Raw genomic sequence first — 21,346 nt, forward strand, 5'->3', positions numbered from 1 at the left:
GCCGTGGGCGGCCGGTGCGGATACACATGGCCGACGCACCTCGCGAGCACCCGTTCGCGAGCAGGCCGAGGCTCACGAACGGGTGGTGCGCGGCCGGTTACGCCTTGGGGGGCTTCACGGCGATGTCGAGGTAGAAGGCGTCGATGCTGCGGACCGCCGCTTCGAACTCGTCGAGGTTGACGGGCTTGGTGACGTAGGCGTTGGCGTGGTGGTGATAGGCGCCGGTGACGTCGTCAGGGGCGGCCGAGGTGGTCAGGACCACGACGGGGATGGTGCGCAGCTCCGGGTCTTCCTTCACGACGGCGAGGAACTCCCGCCCGTTCATCCGCGGCATGTTGAGGTCGAGCACGATGAGGTCGGGACGCTCGTTGCTCTGGTCGCGCAGGAATTCCAGGGCCGCGATGCCGTCGGAGACCTGGGTGATGTTGCGGGTTCCGCGTTCGGTGAGGGCGTCCTGGATGAGCAGGGCGTCGGCGGCGTCGTCCTCGACCAACAGCACGTCGTAGGGATGGGTTGCGGCGGCGGCAGCCATGGTTCACGAGCTCCGGGGTAGGGGGGTGCGATGGGGTGTGTTGCTGGTGATCAGGCCCGGCCAGCGGCGCCGGGCTCCTTGCCGGCTCATGTTCATGGCCTGACCGATCTCCGGGTAGCCGGCGCCGTGCGCGGCTGCGGCGTGGGCCGCTTGGTCCTCCAGATGCCGGACGCACTCCTTGACGCCGGCCAGGACCCGCAGGCGCGCCAGTGCGCCCTGGCGGGCCTGACCGGTGGTCCGGGCGAAGTCAGCCGGGAGGTCGCCGCTGTGCTGCGCCATGCAGCGGGTGAGTTCGTCGACCACCTGTGCCACCAGCGCGGTCGTCTCCCCGTCCGATGGAGCCGCGGTGGAAGAAGATCTGGACATGACAGCAGCGTAGGGCTTTGATCTCCCCCGGGACAACGTCCGTTGTCATGTCACCGGTACGGTGTGCGTGTCGCGTGTAGATGTCGTGGCGCGAGTCGTTGCTTGAGGGAGAGATTCGAACCGCGATGAGCAGAAGGCCGTCGCCCGCCGAGGGTGCCCTGTCCGCCTGGACCACCCGCCGCTGGCTGCGGGTCGGCGTCTCGGTCACCCTGTCCGTGCTGACCGTCCTGGGGGCACTGGGCGTTTGGGCAATGTGGCGCACATCACAGCTGACCGACGAGGTGGTCGATCGCCGCACCCCTGCCCTGATCGCCTCGATCAGGCTGGAGGAAGCACTGGTCAACCAGGAGACCGGTATCCGCGGCTACGGACTGTCCGGCAGCAAGGACTTCCTGGCTCCCTACCGACAGGGCGTGGCGGACGAGCGCTCCGCCCTCGGGAAGCTCAAGCCCCTGCTGGCAGGCGACGACGGGGGCCTCAAGGATCTGGCCGAGGTGCAGGCGCTGGCCGGCACCTGGCACGAGCGCATAGCCCGCCCCGTGTCGACAGCGGCTCCGAACGACGTGGTCGAGGCGGCCGAGAAGCGCACGGCGGAGGGCAAGGCCACCTTCGACCGCCTGCGCACCGCCATGACGCGCCAGCAGGCCCACCTCCAGGACCGGCGCACCGAGGTCAGCCGCGAGCTGCGCACGGCCATGACCGTACGGAACTGGATGTTCACCGGCATCGCCGTCGTCATCGTCCTGGTCACGGTGCTCATCTTCGAAGGCCTGCGCCGCGGCATCACCGCTCCGCTCGCCCGGCTCGGCGCGTCGGCCCGTGACGTCGCACAGGGACGCTTCGACCGCTCCCTGGACGGCGCGGGCCCGGCCGACCTGCGCCGGCTGGCGGCCGACGTGGACCTGATGCGCCGGCGCCTGGTCGCGGAACTCAAATCCAGCGAGGAGTCCCGCACGCTGCTGGACGAACAGGCGGCGGACCTCAAGCGATCGAACACCGAGCTGGAGCAGTTCGCCTACGTCGCCTCCCACGACCTGCAGGAACCGCTCCGCAAGGTGTCCAGCTTCACCCAGCTCCTGCAACGGCGCTACGGGGGCCAGCTGGACGAACGAGCCGACCAGTACATCGACTTCGCCGTCGACGGCGCCAACCGCATGCAGATCCTCATCAACGATCTGCTGGCGTTCTCCCGCGTCGGCCGTGTGCACAACGACCACCGCACCGTGAACCTGCAGAGCGTGCTCGACAACGCCCTGGGCAACCTCAGCGTGGCCATCGAGGAGAGCGACGCCGAGATCACCAGCGACCCGCTGCCCACCATCGCCGGGGACACCACCCAGCTCACCATGCTCTGGCAGAACCTGCTCTCGAACGCCATCAAGTTCCGCAGTCCCGAACGGACACCGCGCATCCACATCAGCGCCGCCGTCGTCGACGGCGTATGGCAGTTCGCCGTCAGCGACAACGGCATCGGAATCGCACCGGAGTTCCAGCAGAAGGTCTTCATCCTCTTTCAGCGGCTGCACACCAAGGACGCCTATCCCGGCACCGGCATCGGCCTGGCCATGTGCAAGAAGATCGTGGAGTTCCACGACGGGACGATCACCATCGACCCGGACCACCAACCGGGGACACGCGTCGTCTTCACCCTCCCCGTCCCCGCGAACGCTCCGACGGTGCCGGAGGGGGAGACACAGCCGTGAGCGACCACAGAGCGGGCGGTGCCGAGCAGTACACCATCCTGCTGGTGGAGGACGACGACGGGGACGCCCTTCTCGTCGAGGAGCTCCTCTACGACACCGACCTGCCCCACAGCCTGATCCGCTGCCGCACGGCCGCCGAAGCCCGGGGGACGCTCGCCGGCACGCCGGTCGACTGCGTCCTGCTGGACCTGCACCTGCCCGACGCCTCCGGCGTGGAGACCGTCCAGGCGCTCCAGCCGGAGACCCACACCGCCGCCATCATCGTGCTGACCGGCCTGGCCGAGCCCAGGGCCGGGGTCGAAGCCCTCGCCGCGGGGGCCCAGGACTACCTCGTCAAGGGCAAGGTCGCACCGGACCTGATGCAGCGCGCGGTGCGCTACGCCGTCCAACGAAAGCACGTCGAGCAGGCCAGTGCCGCCCTCCAGATCGGGCAGCTCCGCGCCGAGGAGAACGCGCGTCTGGAGCGCGGACTACTGCCCGAGCCCCTTCTCACCTCCGCCACCGTCAGTGCCGCCAGCCGCTACTACCCGGGCCGGGCACAGGCACTGCTCGGAGGCGACTTCCTGGACGTCGTCCAGACCGACGACGGCCAGGTCCACGCCGTCATCGGCGACGTCAGCGGGCACGGCCCGGACGCCGCGGCCCTCGGAGTGTGCCTGCGCATCGCCTGGCGCGCGCTGACCCTGGGCGGCCATCGCGACCAGCAACTGCTTCATCTGCTGGAACGCATACATGTCGCCGAGCGCACCGGCCACGACCTGTTCGCCACCTGCACCCTCATCACCCTGGACCCCACCGCCGCCACGTGCACCCTGCACCTGGCCGGCCACCACGAACCGCTGCTGCTGACCAGCGCCGGCACCCGCGAGGTGACCGCCGCCCACGGAGTCGCCCTCGGCGTCGCCCCCGGCCTGGGCAAGTGGCCGTCGACCACCTTCTCCCTCCCTCCGCGCGGAGCTCTGCTCGCCTACACGGACGGCCTCATCGAGGGCTTCGCCGGCACCACCGGCACCCGGCTCGGAGTCGACGGCCTGCTCGGCATCCTCGACACGCTCCGCACCGCGGATCCCGGCGCCCACCTCGACGCGCTCATCGTCGAGACCCGCGCCCTCAACGCCAACCGGCACACGGACGATCTCGCCATCCTCCGCCTGGACTGGGATCTCGCATAAGGCCGGCCCGCCGGCCGCTCCCCCGCCGGCGGCACCACCCGGTGCGGGGGGAGCGAGGACGGCGGTTCTCGGCTAGCCGACCGCCGCGTCCGCCTCAGCGGCGCCGTCGGTTCCGGGGCGTCGGTAGGCGCCGTGCCACCAGATCCGGGCGAGTTCGCGGGCGAAGGCGCGGTCACCGCTGCCGTCGTCGACGCCGATGTGGTGGGCGATCGCCTGTGCGCCTCCCCAGACGATGATGCGGCTGGCGGAGGCCGCGTCGAGGTCGGGCGGGGCGAGTCCGGCCGCCTGGTCGGCGAGCAGGGACCGCAGGGCGTTCGCCTCAAAGCCCTCGAGGTCGGCCGTGTAGAAGTCGTGCACCGTCGGGTCGTAGGCGGCGGCCTCGCGCACCGCCCTGATCAGGCTCTGATGGAGGCGGTGCGTCTTGATCACGTCTTCGAAGAAGTGCGCGAGCGCGTCCGGCCCGGCGGCGGGGTTCCACTGCCGGGCGTGCGCGAGCAGCGACTCCCTCAGGTCGTCGGTGAGCCTGACCAGTACGTCGGATTTGCTCTGGAAGTGCGCGTAGAACGTGGCCCGGGAGACGCCCGCCTCCTCCAGGATCCGCTGGACGCTGATCTCGGAGAAGGCTTCGCCGGACTCCAGGAGCCGGTGCAGAGTGGACATGACCTGGGCCACCGTCGCGGCCGAGCGTGCGGCGTGGTGGTCGGCCTGGCGTCGTGTGACGGGTCTCATCAAGATCTCTCTCGTACGTCCTCGGGCGCGTGCGCTCCGCGGGGTGCGGCGGAGTGCGGGATCAGCGCACCACGGGCAGAGCGTAGTCCCACAGCCGGTCGGCGGCGTCGGCGTCCACCGACCACTTCGCCACACCGGCCATCACGTCGGGCCCGCCGTCGACGATCTCGGATTCCTGGTTGTCCTCGAAGTACCGGCCGGTCACGCCGTCGAGGAGGGGGGACGCAGCCAGGAGGGTGCTCGTGGCGGCGCCCTGTGCCGGGGTCTTGTAATAGTCCGGGGTGACGAGGTTGCCGTCCTCGTCCAGCGCGCCGAGCGCTCGCAGGGTGGCCTCGTCGAGGTGACGGGCGAGGTTGGTGTGGATCCAGCCGGGAGCGCAGGCGTTGGCGGTGATGCCGTCCCCGGCCCACCGCCGGCTGATCCCGACGGCCAGCAGCACGTCGGCGGTCTTCGACTGCGCGTAGGCGACGAACGGGTCGTAGGGACGCTCTTCGAACTGCGGGTCGTCGAAGTCGAACCCGGCTCGCAGCTGTGCGCCGGAGCTGACCACGACGACGCGAGCGTTCTCCGCGCTCCTCAGGGCGGAGTGCAGGCCGACGGCCAGGGCGAAGTGACCGAGGTAGTTCGTGGCGAGTTGCAACTCCCAGCCCTGGGCGCTGACCTGCCGGGTCGGGAGCATCATCACGCCGGCGTTCGCGACGAGGCCGTCGAGCGGCCCTTCCCAGGAGTCGCAGAAGGCACGGACGGAATCCAGGTCGCCGAGCTCGAGCGCGGCCGCCCGGGTGCCGGGGAATTCGTCGACGAGAGACCTGGCCGCGTCGGGGTTCCGGGTGGCGATCGTCACCTCTGCGCCGGCCCCGGCGAGCGCGCGGACCGTCTCGAGGCCGAGCCCGGAGGACCCACCGGTGACGATCATCCGCCGCCCGCGCAGGTCGACTCCATCGAGCACCTCGGCGGCGGTCGCGCGCATCCCGAAGGGAGTGGTTATCGGCGTCATAGCTGTGTCCTGCCTGGAGGGGGCCGTCGTCACGGTGCCGGGGACGGGTGTGCGCTCGACGGTCCGACGTCATTTCCCTATTAACCATACAGCATGTTCAGATACTCTGTATTGCGACGCCGGACGGCGCGAAAGGCACTGCTGGAGGTAGAGGTACGCCGTCAGGCGTCAGGGGTGGCCGCGGGGCGAAGCGGGTCGAGCCGCAGATCTCGATGACGGGCCGGCAACAACCGAAGCCGCGCAGCATCTGCCGTGCGTTAGGACGAAAACGTCATCATCCAGTCGAAGCGGAGACAGTCAGGCGAGGCGCGCAGAGACCCGGCACGCAGGGGGTTGCGAATGTCTCCCTGCGGCCACGGCCTGTCGGACCGGGGGTGCGCTGTGGGACAGTGGGCGGATAGGAGATTGACCGGTCCTCGGTGACATGCACGAGAGGCCGGTCCACGGGCCCACCGGGCATCGCCCTCCCCACGGGCAACCGGGACCCGCCATCGGCACGACGGCAGCTGAAACAGATGCCGCACGCCGACGGACTCACAACCCCCCGGAAGGGGGAAGCGCCCACATGCTCATCACCACGACCGACCACGGCGCCACCGCGGTGATCACTCCGAGCGGGAACGTCGACCACGACGCCCTGCCCGCCCTGCTCACCGCCGCCTCGAGCGAGCTGCCGCTCACGGTCACCCACCTCACGTGGGACTTCGAGCACTCCGGCTACATAGACGTCGCCGGTCTCCACCTGCTCGACCAGCAGCGCCAGGCATGCCGCACCGCCCGTCGCACCCTCACCGTCACCGGGTTGGGCCCGCAGCCCCTGCACATGCTCCAACTGGCCGACGAACTCTTCCCCGCGATGCACTGGGATGACTTTCTTCCCTCCAGCCAGCCCCTCACGGCGGCCTGAGGCCCGACCAGCACGGCGGCCCACCACCCACGCCGAGCCGCCCGCCGCCCGTCAAGGTGAGCGGCGAGGCGGCGCACTTGGTCGCGAGTGAAACCGTATCGAGTGAAATGTCCGCCGGTAGGGTGGTCCTCATGCCCGCCGACACTCCTCGCGGCACTGCCGCCCCGCGCGCGACCGACCGCCCTGGGGACCAGTCCCCTTTCGCACTGGGTCTGCTCCTGCGCCGAGCACACTGGCACGCGGCCGCTGTGATGGGTGAGGCACTGCGCCCGCTCGGCATCGAGTTGCGGCACTTCGCCGTCCTGATCGTCCTCGTCAACGAAGGGCCCACCGTCCAGCGGGACCTGGTGACCGCGACCGGGTCCGACAAGGCGGGCGTCATGCGCGTGGTGGATGACCTGGAGCGCAAGGGGCTGGCCGTGCGCCGCGCCGTTCCCGGGGACCGGAGGGCCCGAGCCGTGGAGATCACGCCCGAGGGCATGGAGCTTTTCGACGCGGCCCACAGGGCGGCCCGCCCCCTGGCCGAGGACCTGGTCGGCGGTCTGATGCCCGGTGAGGCCGAGCAGTTGACGGACCTGCTGACCCGTTTCACCGGCACCGCCGCCGACCAGGCGTGAGCCCGCCGGCGCGCCGAAGTACTCCTCCACGGGCATCGAAGCCCCGTACGCCCTCTGCCCCTGGACTGCGCGCGGCACTTGAACTCGAGGGCTAGGTCGTGTCCGCAAAGTCCCGTCGTTCGCCCGTAGGGCGGGCCGAGCGGTGTCCGGTGCGTGCTCTCGGTGTGCCGGGCGGACTCCCGCGTACTGGTTGTACGCGGGTGGGCGGCCGGTGCGGCGAGTGGGGGTCCCCCCTGCTCGAAGAGCTTGGGGGAGCGTGCCGGACACCGGGCGGCAGGCGGGACTTTGCGGACACGACCTAGGCCGCCAGGCGCTTCGCGAGGTCCTTGGCCTTGATGGTCGCCTCCTCGAAAGCGCGTGTACGGGAGGCTTCGTAGAGAGGCACGAGATCCGCCATGGCGGGATTGCGTGGAGCCATGGTGAGCTCGGGAACGATGAAGTCGAGATCGAGACGAAGAGTGTCCTTGAGGACGGCTTCCAGGTAGTTCTTCACGAACTCGAAGCCCTCGCGCGGCGTTCCCGGCGCGTAGGAACCGCCCCGGCTTGCGATCACGACGACCGGAGTGCCCGCGGCCGAGGGCTTCTCCCCTGCCGTGCGGCCGAGCAGGAGCACGGCGTCCAGCCATGCCTTGAGGGTCGAGGGGATCGTGAAGTTGTGCATGGGGGCGCCGATCAGGACGGCGTCCGCCTCTTCGAGTTCCTCGATCAACCGAAGCCGCGCGGCGAACGCGGCCGCCTGCTGCGGGGTCCGCTCGGCCGGTGCGATGTACCCGGCGGACCAGGCGTCGGCAGTGATGTGGGGAACGGGATCGGCGGCGAGGTCGCGGTGGATCACCACACCGGCGGGGTGCTGGTCCTGCCATGCCTGGCGGAAGGCGATCGCGATCGCGCGTGACGCGGACCTCTCTCCCGGCAAGACGGACGAATCGATGTGCAGCAGGGTGGCCACAGGTGTTCTCCATACGTTCGGACCCGAGGCGTACTCGGGACACGGCTCGGTGCTCCGAGTTAGTTAAGCACGAGAAAGTATCGAGTGATACGATCGCGAACGTAACGACCTTGGCGCCGAGAACGCCGAGAAGCCAGCCGAACAGAGGAGGTAGGCACTTGTGGACGTCTACGAGGCGGTCACGAGTCGACGGGCGGTGCGTGCATTCACCGGCCGACGGGTCCCCGGGGAGGTGCTGGAGCGTGTGCTCGCGACCGCCGCTTGGGCGCCATCCGCTTCCAATCTCCAGCCTTGGCACATTTACGCCGTGACCGACGCACCGTTGACCGAGCTCAAGAAGCGCGCCGGTGAACGGCTGGCGGTGGGCGATCCCTGGGACGAGCCCGAGTACCAGCAGTACCCGCCGGACCTCAAGTCGCCGTACCGTGAGCGTCGGGCCGCCTTCGGCGAGCAGCGCTACGGAGCACTCGGCATCCCACGCCACGACACCGAGGCGCGCCAGCGTGCCGCCTCCGCGAACTGGGAGTGCTTCGGGGCGCCGGCCGCGCTGTTCTGCTACATCGACCGCGATCTGGGCCCCGCCCAGTGGTCCGATATTGGCATGTACCTGCAAACAGTCATGCTGTTGCTGCGCGCGGAAGGGCTGCACAGCTGCACCCAGATGGCGTGGGCGAAGTACCACCGGACCGTCGCCGCGATCCTGAGGCCCCCGGACGAACTGATGCTGTTCTGCGGCATGTCGATCGGGTACGAGGACACCGCGACGCAGTCCCCCCGCACAGGCCGGGCCCCGCTCGGCGAAACCCTCACCTTCCTCGACGACTGAGCCGGTGAACCGCCCCGCGGCGGCGGGGCGAAGCCGGTTGAGTGCCGCAACGTCGCACCCGCGAGGTGCTGCGCGCGGCGGAACCGGACCGGGCGCTCCGCCCACGGGTGCACACCGGCTGAACGGCGGTTTCGCGCCACGGATCACGCAGCCGGCGTAGAGATGACCACACGGGAGGCCATCCGCCCATGCGGGGCGCTCACCGCCGGGTGCACCGCCCACCGGCCTCCTGACCACGACCGCAGAGGGCGCCCGCAGTCCCGAAGGCCGCCCCACCGTCCTGTGTTGTCAGTGGCGGTTGGTAGAACTGCGGCATCACGGATCGCACACCCTTTCTTCCAGGAGCAGCCGCATGACCATCGGTGACCACCTGCACGAGTTGTACCGGCTGCCCGCTCACGCCTTCCCGGGCCCTGGCACCCCGGCCGGCCCTCTGCCCGAGCCGGACTCCGTCGCCTGGCGGATCTCCGCGGACGTGTACGACTCCGAGGAGAGCTGGACCGCGGCGTTCACCCGCTTCTGCGAGACCGTCGACACCACCCGGGTGCGCGCCCTGATCGTCGGCGCCTGGGAGGAGGCCTACGAGTCCGACCCCTCCGAGGTCATCGAGGCCCTGCTGGCCGCCCGCGACCGGCTGCCCGCGCTGCGCGCCCTGTTCCTGGGCGACATGGTGATGGAGGAGTGCGAGATCTCCTGGATCAACCAGACCGATGTCGCACCGCTCCTGACCGGCTTCCCCGCCCTGGAGGAGTTCGGCGTGCGCGGCGGCTCGGGCCTCGGCTTCACCGTCGGGCAGCACTCCGCGCTGCGCCGTCTCGTCGTGGAGACCGGCGGCCTGCCCGCGTCGGTGGTGCGCGGCATCGGCGCCGGCGACCTGCCCGCGCTGGAGCACCTCGACCTGTGGCTGGGCACGCCCGACTACGGCGGCGACAGCGAAGCCGCCGACCTGGAGCCGATCCTGTCCGGTGCCCGGCTGCCGCGCCTGCGCCATCTGGCCCTGCGCAACAGCGAGATGCAGGACGCGGTGGCCGCGGCCGTCGCCGCCGCCCCCGTCGTGGCCCGCCTGGAGGTCCTGGACCTGTCCATGGGCGTGCTGACCGACGAGGGCGCGGAGGCGCTGCTGAGCGGTCAGCCGCTGACCCATCTGAAGAAGCTCGACCTGCACCACCACTACCTGAGCGCGGCCTTCGAGAAGCGGGTGCGGCAGGCGCTGGAGCCGGCCGGTGTGGAGGTCGACCTCGACCGCGACGACGCGGAGGAGGAGACCGAGGAGGGCGGCACTGTCTGGCGCTACGTCTCCGTCGGCGAGTGAGCACGGACGGCCCCGTCCCGGGGCAGCGGGGGACGACGGGTACCACGGGGGTGGCGGCCGGTGTGCGCTTCGCGGTGGTCGGCAATCCCGGCAACCGCCGCGTGACGCTGTTCGCCGACGCGGTGCGCGCGGCGGGCCTGCCCGGCCCCCGCGTGGTGCCGTGGACGGACGTCCTGCGCCGGGGAGGCGCCCGCTTCGCCCCCGGCGAGATCGTCCGCGTCGACTCCCCCGGTGAGGATCCCGAGGTGGACCGCATGCTGCGGGGCGCTGCGGAACCCACCCGGGTGGAGGGATCGGCGCGTTGGTACGCCGGGTTCACGGCCGCGCTGCGCAGTCTGCGCGGCGGCGTCCGACTGGACGACCCGGACGAGGTGTCCGTGCTGTTCGACAAGCGCCGCTGCCACGCGGTTCTGGACGCGGCGGGCGTGCCGGTGCCCTTCTCCCCCACCTCCGGACCGGACGGCGCCCCGGTGCGCGGCTGGGACGACGTGCGGACGCTGATGCGTACCCACCGGATGGCGCGGCTGTTCGTCAAACCCGCCCACGGGTCGTCGGCGTCCGGAGTCCTCGCCGTGGAGGCGGGCGGCGGCCGGATCAGGGCGACCACGTCCGTCGAGGTGACCGCGGACGGCCGGCTGTACAACTCCCTGAGGCTGCGCCGCTACGAGGACGAGCGGGACGTCGCCGCCGTCGTCGACGCCCTCGCCCCGGACGGCCTGCACCTGGAGCGGTGGGTGCCCAAGGCGTCCCAGCAGGGCCGCGCGACCGACTTCCGGGTGGTCGTGGTGGCCGGCCGGGCCACGCACGCCGTGGTGCGCACCAGCCGTTCGCCCCTGACCAACCTCCATCTGGGCGGTCGCCGCGGCGACCTCGACGCGGCCCGTGCGGCCGTCGTGGCGGCGGGCGGCCGCTGGAGCGAGGTGCTGGAGGTCTGCGAGCGGGCGGCCGCGTGTTTTCCGCGCACCCTGTGCGTCGGCGTCGACCTGCTGCCGGCCGTCGGCTGGCGCCGGATGGTCGTGGGCGAGGTCAACGCCTTCGGCGATCTGCTGCCCGGTCTCACCGGCCTGCCCGGCAGCGGCGCGGAGGGCCTGGACACCTACGGCGCACAGGTCGCGGCGGTGCTGCGCGGACCCGCCCGCCCCGAGGTCCCCCGGTCGGCGGCAGCTGCGGCCTCCTCACTGCACGGTCACCCGAACGGGACGCAGGCGGGTGCCCCGCGTGCGTCCGCCCGGCCGAGGTGACACCGCCCGGCCCCGACGGCCGCCGCACCCGTACAGAACAGGAACACCGTATGACCCAGCCCGACATGAACGACATCGTCGGCGAGTACGACATCCTCCTCGTCACCCTCGACACCCTGCGCCACGACGTGGCCGAGGAACTTGCGGCAGCGGGCCGCATCCCGCACCTCGCGCGTCATCTGCCGGGTGGTCGCTGGGAGAAGCGCCACGCGCCGGGCAGCTTCACGTACGCCTCGCACCAGGCGATCTTCGCCGGCTTCCTGCCCACCCCTGCGGCGCCCGGGCCGCATCCACGGCTCTTCGCGGCGAGCTTCGCCGGCAGCGAGACCACCGCCGAAGGCACCTTCGTCTACGACACCCCGGACCTCGTCGGCGGGCTCGCGAAGGCCGGCTACCACACGGTGTGCATCGGAGGGGTGGGCTTCTTCAACAAGCTGGGCCCGCTGGGCTCGGTGCTGCCGGGCCTGTTCCAGGAATCCCACTGGGAACCGGAGTTCGGCGTCACCTCACCCCACTCGTTCGAGAACCAGGTCGAGTGTGCCGAGCAGGTCGTCGCCCGACTGCCCACGGACCGACGCCTGTTCCTCTTCGTCAACGTCTCGGCACTGCACCAGCCGAACTGGTTCCACCTGCCCGGCGCCACCCGGGAGGCCGGTGACACGCGTGCCAGCCACGCCGCCGCCCTGGAGTACGTCGACCGGCACATCGGACGGCTGTTCGCGGCCGCGAGCTCCCGGCGCCGCTGTTTCGCGATCGTCTGCTCCGACCACGGCACCGCCTACGGCGACGACGGCTACACCGGGCACCGGCTCGGCCACGAGTGCGTCTGGACCGTGCCGTACGCCCAGTTCCTCCTCGACCCCGCTGAGGCCGCCCGATGACCACCGCCCCGCCGACCGGCCCCTACCAGCACTACGTCTACGCCTATCCCCACAAGACCGCCTACCGGCCCCTGCCCGACCGGCCGTCGCTGACGTCCCTGTGGGCGACGGAGGACAAGAGCGCGCTCTCCCTCTACCTGCACATCCCGTTCTGCGAGGTGCGCTGCGGGTTCTGCAACCTCTTCACCCGCATCGGCGCCCCCGAGGGACTGACCGGCGCCTACCTCGACGCCCTGGAGCGACAGGCGACGGCCGTGCGCGACGCGCTGGGCGACGGCGACGGCACGCGTTTCGCCACCGCCGCTTTCGGCGGCGGCACCCCCACCTTCCTCACCGCCCGGGAACTGAACCGGCTCTGCGACATCGCCGAGCACCGCATGGGCGCCGACCTGCGCGCGATACCGCTGTCGGTGGAGGCCTCGCCCGCCACGGCCACCTCCGACCGTCTGGCCGTGCTGGCCGAACGCGGCACCACCCGGCTGAGCCTCGGCGTGCAGAGCTTCGTCGACTCCGAGGCCCGGGCCGCCGTCCGTCCGCAGCGCCGTGCCGACGTGGAGGCAGCCCTCGGCCGCATCCGCGACGCGGCCATACCGGTGCTGAACATCGACCTCATCTACGGCATCGACGGCCAGACCGAGCAGACCTGGCTGCATTCGCTGGACGCGGCACTCACCTGGCGGCCGGAGGAGCTCTACCTGTACCCCCTCTACGTCCGCCCCTTGACCGGCCTGGACCGCCACCGCCCGGACTCGGGCTGCGACCCGGAGTGGGACGAGCAGCGGCTGCGACTGTACCGCTCGGGCCGTGACCACCTGCTGGCCCAGGGGTACATTCAGCAGTCGATGCGGATGTTCCGCCGGGCCGACGCCCCGCCGCAGGGCGCCGATGACTACGCCTGCCAGACCGACGGCATGATCGGCCTCGGCTGCGGAGCCCGCTCCTACACCTCCGCACTGCACTACTCGTTCGACTACGCCGTCGGCATGCACGAGATCCGCGGGATCATCGATGACTACGTCGCCACCACCGACTTCTCTCGCGCGGCGGTCGGCTACCGCATCGACCCCCGCGAGGCACGCCGCCGCCACCTGCTGCAGTCGCTCCTTCAGGCCGACGGCCTGGACACCGCCGACTACCGCGCCCGCTTCGGCTCCCTGCCCGCCGACGACTTCGACGCCGAACTCGACGCCCTCGCGTACCGCGGCTGGCTGACCGACCCCACCGTCGCCCGCCTGCGGCTGACACCCGAGGGCCTCGCACACTCCGATGCCATCGGTCCGCGTCTGTTCTCCCCCGCCGTGCGCGCCGCCATGGCCGCCTACGAGAGGAAGTGACGTCCGGCCATGGACCTCACCGTCCTCTACCGCGGTCCCCTCGCCTCCTGCGACTACGACTGCCCCTACTGCCCGTTCGCGAAGCGGCGGGACTCCCCCGCCCAGCTCCGCGCCGACCGAGCCGCCCTGGACCGCTTCGCGGCGTGGGCCGCCGCGCAGCGAGACGACCGGCTGTCGCTGCTGTTCACCCCGTGGGGCGAGGGACTCGTACGCTCCTGGTACCGGCGCACCCTCGCGGAGCTGTCCCACCTGCCGCACATCCGCCGCGTCGCCATCCAGACCAACCTCAGCTGCCGCACCGACTGGCTGGACACCGCCGACCGCGACACCCTCGCCCTGTGGTGCACCTACCACCCGGGCCAGACGCCCTACGACCGCTTCCTCACCAAGTGTCACGACCTCGCCCGGCGCGGTGTGCGCTACAGCGTCGGCGTGGTCGGCCTGCCCGAACACCTGCCGGCCGCCCGCCGGTTGCGCGCCGACCTGCCGGACCACGTGTACCTGTGGGTCAACGCGGCCGAGGGACACACCTACGAGGACGCCGAGGCCGAGGACTGGACGGCGCTGGACGCGCTGTTCCCCTACAGCCGCACCCCGCACGCCAGCGCCGGACTGCCCTGTCGGACCGGCGAGTCCGTGATCTCGGTCGACGGGGAGGGCACCGTACGCCGCTGCCACTTCGTCCGCGCCGAGCTCGGCAACCTGTACGACGGCAGCTACCGGGCCGCGTTGCGCCCGCGGCCGTGCCCGCTGACGGTCTGCGACTGCCACATCGGCTACGTCCACCTGGAGACCCTGCCCCTGTACGACGTCTTCGCCGGCGGAGTCCTGGAACGCATCCCGGCCGCCATCCGGCCCGGTCGGACGTAACCACCGATCGGATCGGATGTCACCGGTTCCCCTCACGAACAAGTGCCCTGTCCTACCGCACGAACCTGACCATGCGGCAGCTGGTCACATTGTTCGGCGTTTGCCCAACTACCGGTTCACGGCAAACGCGCAGGTCATCATCGACGCCGAAACCCGCCTGGCGATCGCCGCCACCCCGCCGGTGCCGGACACCACCGCGCACGCGCACGCCAAGCCTGGAAGGGGGCCAGTAGGAACCGGGAGGAGGCGTGGGGTTGACACGAAATCTCCCGACGTATTTCCAACGGCCAGCGCTGATCAATGACGGCCGCGGTCTCCTTGCGGGCCCACACTCGTTGCCCCGATCCGGCACTCACCCGTAAGAGAATCCGAAGGGCGCCCTCGTGCTCCATGCCGCACGATGTCGCGCCGAAATCTGTGCAGGCATAGGCCATGGCGTATGCCTGGGCGATGCAACAGGGGGACTCGGGCGAACCGCGCTCCAACAACTCTCAGAGCGCAGCACTGTATAGGATTCCGCAAAGGGCCCTCCCATCCGGCAACGGCTTGCGGCCAGGATGCCGGAATCCTCGCTCGCCGCTGCGGCAGCGCCATACGGACCACTGGCGAAACTGCGGCGTGCTGCTTTTCGTCCCGTCGTACTGTGAGTCCATGACCACAGTGGAAGTGCTTCAGCTGTTGTTGTCACCGACCCACCGCTACGTCGGGCGGCCGGCGGATGGGCCGGTTCCCACGCACGAGGACGAACTGGTCGACAGCGTCGAAGTCCGCCGCACGCTCGGGATCGTCGGCGATCGGTACTTCGCTCACCCGGCACATCGTCGTGCTGCAATCACTCTGATGTCAGCGGAGAATCTTCCTCTGCATATCAATAGCGCGATCGACCTGCGGCAGACACGTCGAAACGTGCTTCTCAGCGGGGTGAACATCGATGAGTATGTGGGATCGACAATCAGTCTGGACACCGGCAGCGGCCCGGTCCTCCTGGCGGTCAACAGTGCGGCGAGGCCTTGTGCCTGGATGGAGACCACTATCGGAACCGGCGCCCAGCGTGCGCTGCGGGGCAAAGGAGGTGTGCGCTGCACACCACTCTCCGACGGCATCCTGACCTTGGGGAGCGCAGTATTCACCGTCACTGGGACGGGAGGGGAAAAGGCAGGTGCGGACGTTTCCCGTTCTACAGGGACGATATACAGCGGCTAACACACGACGAGGGCCTGGCATCGGCTCGAACGGGGGGGCCAGTCCCATGCTGTCGGCCCTGACGGAGTGATCTACCGGACGCGAACGGCGTCGCTGGACGAACCCCGAGCTCGACCAAGGTGACCTGCGGCAGTTTCTCGAGCTGCTGAAGTGACCCCTGGCCTTTGTTCTCGCGAACTCTCTCCGTGCCGATGACGAGAAGCGGCTCGCCGTCACGCCGGCTGGTGGCGAGAAATGCCGCGGCGAGGTCCTGGCGGCGGCCCCTAACGGGGTGACACGGCGTATGTCGTCGAGGTCGCCAAGATGCGATGCAGGAAGTCCGGGGTGGAGACTTTTAGCAGGACATCGGTGTCTCTCGAAATCGATCAGAGGAGTGATCGCGATGACCGAGGAACTGGTCCCTCCGCTCACGGTCGTCCGCCCCGGCGAGGGCGCCGAGGGGTTCCTGGGTTCCATCGGTGTGGTCTTCAAGCTTTCGGGGGCCGATACCAACGGCGCCTTGTCGGTCGTCGAGCACCCGTTCCCGGTCGGCGCGCTGGTGCCGCCGCACCTGCACACCCGTGAGGACGAGTACTCGATCGTCACCGAAGGCGAGATCGGCTTTCGCTCCGGCGACCGCGAAGCCGTGCTGGGCGCCGGCGGCTACATCACCAAGCCGCGCGGCGAGCTGCACGCCATGTGGAACGCCGGCTCGGTCCCTGCCCGCATGATCGAGATCATCAGCCCTGCCGGTTTCGAGGACTGCTTTCGCGAGCTGGCCGAGATGTTCGCCGACGGCCCGCCGTCGTCCTCGGACGCGATCCCGGCAGTCGTGGCCAAGTACGGCCTCGAATTCGGTCAGCCGGAGTGGCTGCCGGACGTCATCGCGCGGTTCGGACTGACCCCGCCGCCAGGACCGTGAACCCACGACCTGCGGACCGGCCGGTCAACGGCACGGGCGAAGCAATGACGTCGCGCAGTGCCGCCTGGCATCTCGCCGGTGCCGGAACCCGCGGTCGTGTCAGGTCCGGCGCCGCCACCCTCGCATCTCAGTACGTCACTCCGGTGTGCAGGCGGATCGTGGTTCCTTCGTCAGGAGTCGAGCGGATCTCGACCAAGTCGCACAGTTGGTGCGCGAGCCAGAGGCCCCGCCCGCCCACCTGGGTGCGGGTGGGTCGTGAACGGCCCACGAGAGGGTCGTCGATATAGCCGGAGTCACGGAACTCGCACACCAGGCGCTGCTCCTGGCTCCACATCCGCAACACGCCCTGGCCCCCACCGTGCCGGATGCTGTTCGCGGCGATTTCGGTCGCCGCCAGATGCAGCTCCCGCAGCCGCGCCCCTTCCAGCCCGAGCTGTTCGGCGCAGGAGGCGATCTTCTCCCTGAGCGCGGGGAGATCACCTCGGCTGTAGGCGAACTCCTCGTAGGGGGAGCATGGATGACTGAGCGGGCTGAAGTCGAAGGGGGCCTGCGGATCGTAGGTGTCGTTCGTTTCGCTGCGGCCGGCAGCGCGGATGGTGGGGTGGCAGCGAGACATTCGCTCCAGCTCAGCCCGTTCTCCCGCGATGTCGTACGGGCACAGCAGCCACCACGCCGGCCCGGCGGAGAACGCCTTGTTCAGCAGCCACTCGTGGTAGCGCAGCTCTTCGGCCTCCGCTGGACTGCGCACCTCACCCCAGGGTGATTCGCCGATCCCGCGCACAGGTCGGCCTTCGGCGGTATGCGCCTTGATCCATTCCTGCCAGGCACCGATGAGCCGACCTGGATGGTGCGCCACCGCGCCGGTCTCGACGTAGCGAACCGTGTCGTCCTCGGGCATCTCGGCGCGCATGAGGGCGGCCTTCTCCTCCGAAACGGCGACGACGACAGCCTCTCCACCGTCCCGGGCCTCGCGGATGAAGCCCAAGGTGCCCTGGAGAAACTCGTCGCTGCCCTGGTAGGGGTACAGCTCGTGCCTGTATCCCTCGCCGGACGGTGACGGCGTGGCGCGGGTTTCGGAGGATGTCATGGCGTCATCACCACGGGGAGGGAAGGGTCTGCGAAGCCGGAGAGATCCCAGGCCAAGCGTACGGTCTCATTGGTTCCCTCCAGCACGATCTTGCGATCGGGCAGTGCTCGAGCGGCATCGGCAAGGGCGCTCATGCCGGCTGCGTCGAAGAAATCCAGGGTTTGGCACAGTAGCCGCACGGTGGTCGTCTGCCGCAGCAGCGTGAGCAGGATGGCACCGAAGGCCACAGCACCCTCGGTGTCGACGATCCCCTTCACCGTCCAGCCACCCTTTCCCGCCCGGTAGAGCTGAAAAGAGGGCGACATCGGTCGGCTGCCCAGGTGATGGGGGTGCACACATCTGAGCTTGTCCAGAAGGGCAGTGTCCCAGTTGCCTCTCTGATAGGCGCAGACCACCGACGCGCCGCTGTCTGCCGCGAACTCTTCCAGTTCCAGCTCACTGCGCAGCAACCGCTCGGCACCACCGCCGTCAGCTTCGCCTGTGACGTGGTGCAGCACCCGCAGGGACCGGTATCCCTCGCTCTCGGCACTGGCCGCCTCCCGGCGCACCACCGCGAGAAGGGATTCCTCGAGCCGCGTCGGATCGAGTACCAGGGCAACGGCATCAGTCGTGACCTGAGCGGAAGGCGAAACGATCAGCACCTTGTCGCCGAACAGAGCTCCGTCCGCGACAAAGGCCCGGCTTCGGACCATCACATCGTCCGTTACATCCAGAAGCTGACACACATGGTCACCAGCATCGACCTCATCCAGCGTCTCCACCGCGCGTGTCGCTCTCACCGCTTCCTCCCTCGCCTCGCCTCCCACCTTAATGTTCCGCACGCCCACATCACCAAGCCGTACGGGCCACGGTCGATCACCCGAAGCTGGACCAACAGGGCGTGGAGTCAGCCCTGAGGAATTCACCGCAGCCGGACGCGGCGGCTACGGGCCATTGACGAGGCCGACACGGCGGCTCAGGTGGTCCACGTGGCGGAGAGCTCCGGACGCGACCGCGCGAGCTCTGCGGGGGTGCTCAGGAGCTGACCCCGAAACGCCTTCGGCCTCACCGTCCTGGTGACCACCGTCGCGATCACCACCTCGTCGGCGACGAGGAGACCGAGGACCCCGGGACCCCTCGCCCACCCATGGTCGAGGTCTCGATCTGTGGGATACGTGTCCGGTTCCAGGTGGATCGACGGCCGGGACCGTCCGAGAATGGAAACAATCCACAGCCGATTCATGGAGATGCCATGCCTGAAACAATTGCTGGAATCAGCATTCCCGACACAAAGCTCGTCGCCGAGGCGACGTCGCTGGTTCGTGACGCTGCGGATGAAACCTTGTTCAACCACTCCCGCCGGGTATTTCTCTGGGGTTCCCTCAAAGCGGCGGCACGTGGTCTGGTGGTCGATCCGGAACTCGCCTATGTCGGCGGGCTCTTCCATGATTTGGGGCTCACCTCGACATACGCGACGAAGCACCAGCGCTTCGAGATAGACGGTGCGGATGCCGCACGCGACTTCCTGCGGGATCACGGCCGTTCGGAGCAGGACGCGCGCGGCGTCTGGCTGGCGATCGCGCTGCACACCACCCCGGAAGTGCCCCATCACCTAGCCCCGGAGGTGGCCGTGGTGACGCTCGGCGTGGAAACCGACGTACTCGGTCTTGACCTGGACGAGATCACCGAGGAGCAGCGCGCCGCCGGCGTGGGCGCGCATCCGCGGCCCGACTTCAAGAACCGCATTCTCCGCGCTTTCTACGATGGCATGGCCGGTCGGCCCGACACCACCTTCGGCACCATGAACGACGACGTCCTCGCCCACTTCGACTCCTCCTTCCAGAGGAAGGATTTCGTGGACATCATCAAGGGGAACGCCTGGCCGGAATAGGTGCCACGCGCCGCGGGCGACAACTCACGGAGCGGGGCCGGCGGCCCTGCTCGCCGACACCCCGGCCCCTCGCCGACGCGCAGGAGCAGCCGTCCCGGGTTGGCATCGATCGACCGGCCGTCTCCGCGCCGCGGTGGACGAGCGCGGCGCGGAGACGGCTCTCGCCTTCGCACGCCCCGTACCCGGGGGCGCTGTAGCCGGCAGATCACCGCCACATCGAGATCACGTCCCCCCTTCCAGCTGGCAAGCGTTCTCCCTTCGACCGACTCGAAGCGGCACGGAGTCGGTGGACCGGGCGATGTCCCGCTCGAGATCGTCCAAGGCCCGGCGGGCCATCTCGATGCGCTGGAGCAGGAGTTGTTCCTCCTGCGGTTCCGGTGTCCGGCGGCGTGCTCGTGGCGGCTCGACCTCCTCGTCCATGTCCTTGGCTTCCTCGAGAGAGGTGAGAACGACACCGATGAGGACGTTGACCAGGACGAACGAGGCGAGCAGGACGTAGGAGGCGTAGTAGGGCCCGTTGCGATAGTGGATGGTAGGGCGCAAGAGGGCCGTGGAATGCCGGGGACGTCACGGAAGTTGATCACAGCATGACTCAAGGACCAGCGCCTCGCTCCCTGTCCGAGGAAGCCCTCTCCGATCTACTCGCCAGGCAGCAGTTCGGGACCCTCGCCACTGTCAAGCAGAGCGGCCATCCGCACCTGACCACGATGCTCTACAGCTGGGACCCCGAGGCCCGCATCGTGAGGCTGTCCACCACGGCCGACCGCATCAAGGTCAAGCACTTGCAGCGCAACCCGCGCGCGGCGCTGCATGTGCAGGGGGGCGACGTCTGGTCGTTCGCCGTCGCCGAGGGCGCGGCGGAGGCTTCCGAGATCACTACGGTTCCAGGCGACTCGGTCGGACGGGAACTGCTCGCGATGATCCCGACGGCCGCGAAGCCGGAGGACGAAGATGCGTTCCTCAAGCAGTTGGTCGCCGAGCGCAGGATCGTCATTCGGTTGAGGGTGGAGCGGCTGTACGGGACGGCCTTGGATATGAACGGCTAAGGGCTGTCCCGTGATTCCCGGTGGATCGGCGCGCGGCGTCAGATGCGGTGCATCGCAAGGCGGAGGGTCGTCCGCATACTGGATGTATGCGGATGATCCGACAACGCGGCGAGGTGCCGTAGCTGACGCCGCGCGCCCGCCGGGAATTGCGGGACAGCCCTTAGGGGGCGACCCTGCTGGTCATAGCCATTCATTGATGGCTGCAACCAGCACGGTCGCGTGGTAGCGGACGGCGAGTTTGTCGTACCTCGTCGCAACCGCGCGGTGGCGCTTCAGCCGTTTGATCCCACACTCGACCGCGTGCCGCTCCCTGTAGTCGTCCTTGTCGCCATGGGCACCCTCCACATGGACCCCCCGACGCCGATGCCCTATTCGGTGAGCGTCGAGCTTCGCATGCTCGGTGGTGCGCTCGACCGTGAGCCCGAGGTACCCAACGCCGTGTCCAGCCGGGGACTTCCTTTCGTCCTCTGCGGCTTCGGCGTGGGCGCCCCCGACGCGGCCGGGTTCCTGAGCGCCGAACTCGAAGAGGTGATGAACGCAATGGAGCCCTGGGCGGACAGGCGAAGGATGGTCAACTTCCCCTCCGCCCAAGAGGCCACCGACAGCGCGCGGCTGAGCGAGGTCTACGGCGCCGAGCGCTACCGGCGTCTGACCGCCGCGAAGAAGGCGTACGACCCGACCCACATGTTCCGGGTGAACCACAACATCCCGCCCGGCTGAGCATTCGGTCACCGGCCCGTGCCGGCGCCGGCGGTAGACGCGCCCGCCCAACCCACAGAGGTCCGGGCGGGCCCGTTCAAGGG

General features: G+C 69.6%; 22 protein-coding genes and 2 pseudogenes. 16 read left to right on the forward strand and 8 right to left on the reverse strand.

Going from position 1 to position 21,346, the window contains the following annotated elements:
* Positions 1-97: 97 nt before the first annotated feature.
* The gene (locus DC008_RS00095) at positions 98-532 is read right to left on the reverse strand and encodes a response regulator (RefSeq protein ID WP_108705104.1); all 435 of its coding nucleotides are present in this window, start codon (positions 530-532) and stop codon (positions 98-100) included.
* Between the two features lie 3 nt (positions 533-535).
* Positions 536-898 (reverse strand): hypothetical protein, encoded by a 363-nt coding sequence (locus tag DC008_RS00100; RefSeq protein WP_235071339.1) that lies wholly within the window; start codon positions 896-898, stop codon positions 536-538.
* Positions 899-1,023: 125 nt separating this feature from the next.
* Here DC008_RS00100 and DC008_RS00105 point away from each other — a divergent pair, with 125 nt between their 5' ends.
* Positions 1,024-2,601, forward strand: a complete 1,578-nt coding sequence (locus tag DC008_RS00105; protein ID WP_108705106.1) for a sensor histidine kinase — start codon at positions 1,024-1,026, stop codon at positions 2,599-2,601.
* Positions 2,598-3,773 carry a PP2C family protein-serine/threonine phosphatase gene (locus DC008_RS00110; protein WP_108705107.1) on the forward strand — a complete coding sequence of 392 codons (1,176 nt, stop codon included), beginning with the start codon at positions 2,598-2,600 and terminating at the stop codon, positions 3,771-3,773. Before DC008_RS00105 ends, DC008_RS00110 begins: the two co-directional genes overlap by 4 nt.
* Positions 3,774-3,845: 72 nt before the next feature.
* Here the strand turns inward: DC008_RS00110 and DC008_RS00115 are convergent, their stop codons facing one another.
* Positions 3,846-4,502: a TetR/AcrR family transcriptional regulator gene (locus DC008_RS00115; RefSeq protein WP_108705108.1), complete on the reverse strand. Its 657-nt coding sequence runs from the start codon at positions 4,500-4,502 to the stop codon at positions 3,846-3,848.
* A gap of 61 nt (positions 4,503-4,563) precedes the next feature.
* Positions 4,564-5,499 (reverse strand): SDR family NAD(P)-dependent oxidoreductase, encoded by a 936-nt coding sequence (locus DC008_RS00120; RefSeq protein WP_108705109.1) that lies wholly within the window; start codon positions 5,497-5,499, stop codon positions 4,564-4,566.
* A gap of 565 nt (positions 5,500-6,064) precedes the next feature.
* Here DC008_RS00120 and DC008_RS00125 point away from each other — a divergent pair.
* Together DC008_RS00125 and DC008_RS00130 are read left to right on the forward strand one after the other, a co-directional pair.
* On the forward strand, positions 6,065-6,406 hold the full coding sequence (locus tag DC008_RS00125; RefSeq protein WP_108705110.1) for an STAS domain-containing protein: 342 nt from the start codon (positions 6,065-6,067) through the stop codon (positions 6,404-6,406).
* A 131-nt stretch (positions 6,407-6,537) separates the two neighbouring features.
* On the forward strand, positions 6,538-7,023 hold the full coding sequence (locus tag DC008_RS00130) for a MarR family winged helix-turn-helix transcriptional regulator (protein WP_108710486.1): 486 nt from the start codon (positions 6,538-6,540) through the stop codon (positions 7,021-7,023).
* A gap of 298 nt (positions 7,024-7,321) precedes the next feature.
* On the opposite strand, the gene DC008_RS00135 is transcribed toward DC008_RS00130, so the two are convergent.
* Positions 7,322-7,972, reverse strand: coding sequence for an FMN-dependent NADH-azoreductase (locus tag DC008_RS00135; RefSeq protein WP_108705111.1), 651 nt, complete (start codon positions 7,970-7,972; stop codon positions 7,322-7,324).
* Between the two features lie 160 nt (positions 7,973-8,132).
* Here DC008_RS00135 and DC008_RS00140 point away from each other — a divergent pair, with 160 nt between their 5' ends.
* From DC008_RS00140 to DC008_RS00180, 9 genes and pseudogenes are all read left to right on the forward strand, one after another.
* On the forward strand, positions 8,133-8,798 hold the full coding sequence (locus DC008_RS00140; protein WP_108705112.1) for a nitroreductase: 666 nt from the start codon (positions 8,133-8,135) through the stop codon (positions 8,796-8,798).
* A gap of 352 nt (positions 8,799-9,150) precedes the next feature.
* Positions 9,151-10,110, forward strand: coding sequence for an STM4015 family protein (locus tag DC008_RS00145; RefSeq protein ID WP_108705113.1), 960 nt, complete (start codon positions 9,151-9,153; stop codon positions 10,108-10,110).
* Positions 10,111-10,160: 50 nt separating this feature from the next.
* Positions 10,161-11,351 carry an STM4014 family protein gene (locus tag DC008_RS00150; protein WP_108705114.1) on the forward strand — a complete coding sequence of 397 codons (1,191 nt, stop codon included), beginning with the start codon at positions 10,161-10,163 and terminating at the stop codon, positions 11,349-11,351.
* A gap of 65 nt (positions 11,352-11,416) precedes the next feature.
* Positions 11,417-12,232, forward strand: a complete 816-nt coding sequence (locus tag DC008_RS00155; protein WP_208646077.1) for an STM4013/SEN3800 family hydrolase — start codon at positions 11,417-11,419, stop codon at positions 12,230-12,232.
* Positions 12,229-13,566 carry an STM4012 family radical SAM protein gene (locus DC008_RS00160; protein ID WP_108705116.1) on the forward strand — a complete coding sequence of 446 codons (1,338 nt, stop codon included), beginning with the start codon at positions 12,229-12,231 and terminating at the stop codon, positions 13,564-13,566. Before DC008_RS00155 ends, DC008_RS00160 begins: the two co-directional genes overlap by 4 nt.
* A 9-nt stretch (positions 13,567-13,575) precedes the next feature.
* A complete protein-coding gene (locus DC008_RS00165) occupies positions 13,576-14,436 on the forward strand; it encodes an STM4011 family radical SAM protein (protein ID WP_108705117.1) in 861 nt (286 codons plus the stop codon).
* A 106-nt stretch (positions 14,437-14,542) separates the two neighbouring features.
* Positions 14,543-14,647 (forward strand): annotated as a pseudogene (locus tag DC008_RS36395) (IS5/IS1182 family transposase); the annotation flags it as partial.
* A 440-nt stretch (positions 14,648-15,087) separates the two neighbouring features.
* Entirely contained in the window at positions 15,088-15,639 is a 552-nt protein-coding gene (locus DC008_RS00170) for a molybdenum cofactor biosysynthesis protein (protein ID WP_108710487.1), read from the forward strand.
* 382 nt (positions 15,640-16,021) lie between these two features.
* Entirely contained in the window at positions 16,022-16,540 is a 519-nt protein-coding gene (locus DC008_RS00180) for a cupin domain-containing protein (protein ID WP_108705118.1), read from the forward strand.
* Positions 16,541-16,667: 127 nt separating this feature from the next.
* On the opposite strand, the gene DC008_RS00185 is transcribed toward DC008_RS00180, so the two are convergent.
* Positions 16,668-17,627, reverse strand: coding sequence for a sensor histidine kinase (locus tag DC008_RS00185; protein ID WP_108705119.1), 960 nt, complete (start codon positions 17,625-17,627; stop codon positions 16,668-16,670).
* Positions 17,624-18,406: an MEDS domain-containing protein gene (locus DC008_RS00190; RefSeq protein ID WP_108710488.1), complete on the reverse strand. Its 783-nt coding sequence runs from the start codon at positions 18,404-18,406 to the stop codon at positions 17,624-17,626. Before DC008_RS00190 ends, DC008_RS00185 begins: the two co-directional genes overlap by 4 nt.
* 452 nt (positions 18,407-18,858) lie before the next feature.
* Between DC008_RS00190 and DC008_RS00200 the strand changes: the two genes are divergently transcribed.
* Entirely contained in the window at positions 18,859-19,497 is a 639-nt protein-coding gene (locus DC008_RS00200; protein WP_108705121.1) for an HD domain-containing protein, read from the forward strand.
* Between the two features lie 222 nt (positions 19,498-19,719).
* On the opposite strand, the pseudogene DC008_RS00205 reads toward DC008_RS00200, so the two are convergent.
* Positions 19,720-20,007, reverse strand: a pseudogene (locus DC008_RS00205) (ion transporter); the annotation flags it as partial.
* Between the two features lie 77 nt (positions 20,008-20,084).
* On the opposite strand from DC008_RS00205, the gene DC008_RS00210 reads away from it, so the two are divergent.
* Both DC008_RS00210 and DC008_RS36400 read left to right on the forward strand, forming a co-directional pair.
* The gene (locus DC008_RS00210) at positions 20,085-20,543 is read left to right on the forward strand and encodes a TIGR03618 family F420-dependent PPOX class oxidoreductase (RefSeq protein ID WP_108705122.1); all 459 of its coding nucleotides are present in this window, start codon (positions 20,085-20,087) and stop codon (positions 20,541-20,543) included.
* 300 nt (positions 20,544-20,843) lie between these two features.
* Positions 20,844-21,263, forward strand: coding sequence for a BBE domain-containing protein (locus DC008_RS36400; protein ID WP_382110289.1), 420 nt, complete (start codon positions 20,844-20,846; stop codon positions 21,261-21,263).
* Positions 21,264-21,346: the final 83 nt, after the last annotated feature.

The sequence above is a fragment of the Streptomyces nigra genome (assembly GCF_003074055.1).
Lineage (GTDB): Bacteria > Actinomycetota > Actinomycetes > Streptomycetales > Streptomycetaceae > Streptomyces > Streptomyces nigra.

Excerpts from the sequence above, each read along its gene's own strand:
- DC008_RS00210 (WP_108705122.1), top strand. The coding sequence starts at position 20,085 with ATGACTCAAGGACCAGCGCCTCGCTCCCTGTCCGAGGAAGCCCTCTCC.
- DC008_RS00155 (WP_208646077.1), top strand. The coding sequence starts at position 11,417 with ATGAACGACATCGTCGGCGAGTACGACATCCTCCTCGTCACCCTCGAC.
- DC008_RS00105 (WP_108705106.1), top strand. The coding sequence starts at position 1,024 with ATGAGCAGAAGGCCGTCGCCCGCCGAGGGTGCCCTGTCCGCCTGGACC.
- DC008_RS00200 (WP_108705121.1), top strand. The coding sequence starts at position 18,859 with ATGCCTGAAACAATTGCTGGAATCAGCATTCCCGACACAAAGCTCGTC.
- DC008_RS00130 (WP_108710486.1), top strand. The coding sequence starts at position 6,538 with ATGCCCGCCGACACTCCTCGCGGCACTGCCGCCCCGCGCGCGACCGAC.
- DC008_RS00180 (WP_108705118.1), top strand. The coding sequence starts at position 16,022 with ATGACCGAGGAACTGGTCCCTCCGCTCACGGTCGTCCGCCCCGGCGAG.
- DC008_RS00120 (WP_108705109.1), bottom strand. The coding sequence starts at position 5,499 with ATGACGCCGATAACCACTCCCTTCGGGATGCGCGCGACCGCCGCCGAG.
- DC008_RS00185 (WP_108705119.1), bottom strand. The coding sequence starts at position 17,627 with ATGACATCCTCCGAAACCCGCGCCACGCCGTCACCGTCCGGCGAGGGA.
- DC008_RS00100 (WP_235071339.1), bottom strand. The coding sequence starts at position 898 with ATGTCCAGATCTTCTTCCACCGCGGCTCCATCGGACGGGGAGACGACC.
- DC008_RS00095 (WP_108705104.1), bottom strand. The coding sequence starts at position 532 with ATGGCTGCCGCCGCCGCAACCCATCCCTACGACGTGCTGTTGGTCGAG.
- DC008_RS00165 (WP_108705117.1), top strand. The coding sequence starts at position 13,576 with ATGGACCTCACCGTCCTCTACCGCGGTCCCCTCGCCTCCTGCGACTAC.
- DC008_RS00170 (WP_108710487.1), top strand. The coding sequence starts at position 15,088 with ATGACCACAGTGGAAGTGCTTCAGCTGTTGTTGTCACCGACCCACCGC.
- DC008_RS00160 (WP_108705116.1), top strand. The coding sequence starts at position 12,229 with ATGACCACCGCCCCGCCGACCGGCCCCTACCAGCACTACGTCTACGCC.
- DC008_RS00115 (WP_108705108.1), bottom strand. The coding sequence starts at position 4,502 with ATGAGACCCGTCACACGACGCCAGGCCGACCACCACGCCGCACGCTCG.
- DC008_RS00125 (WP_108705110.1), top strand. The coding sequence starts at position 6,065 with ATGCTCATCACCACGACCGACCACGGCGCCACCGCGGTGATCACTCCG.
- DC008_RS00145 (WP_108705113.1), top strand. The coding sequence starts at position 9,151 with ATGACCATCGGTGACCACCTGCACGAGTTGTACCGGCTGCCCGCTCAC.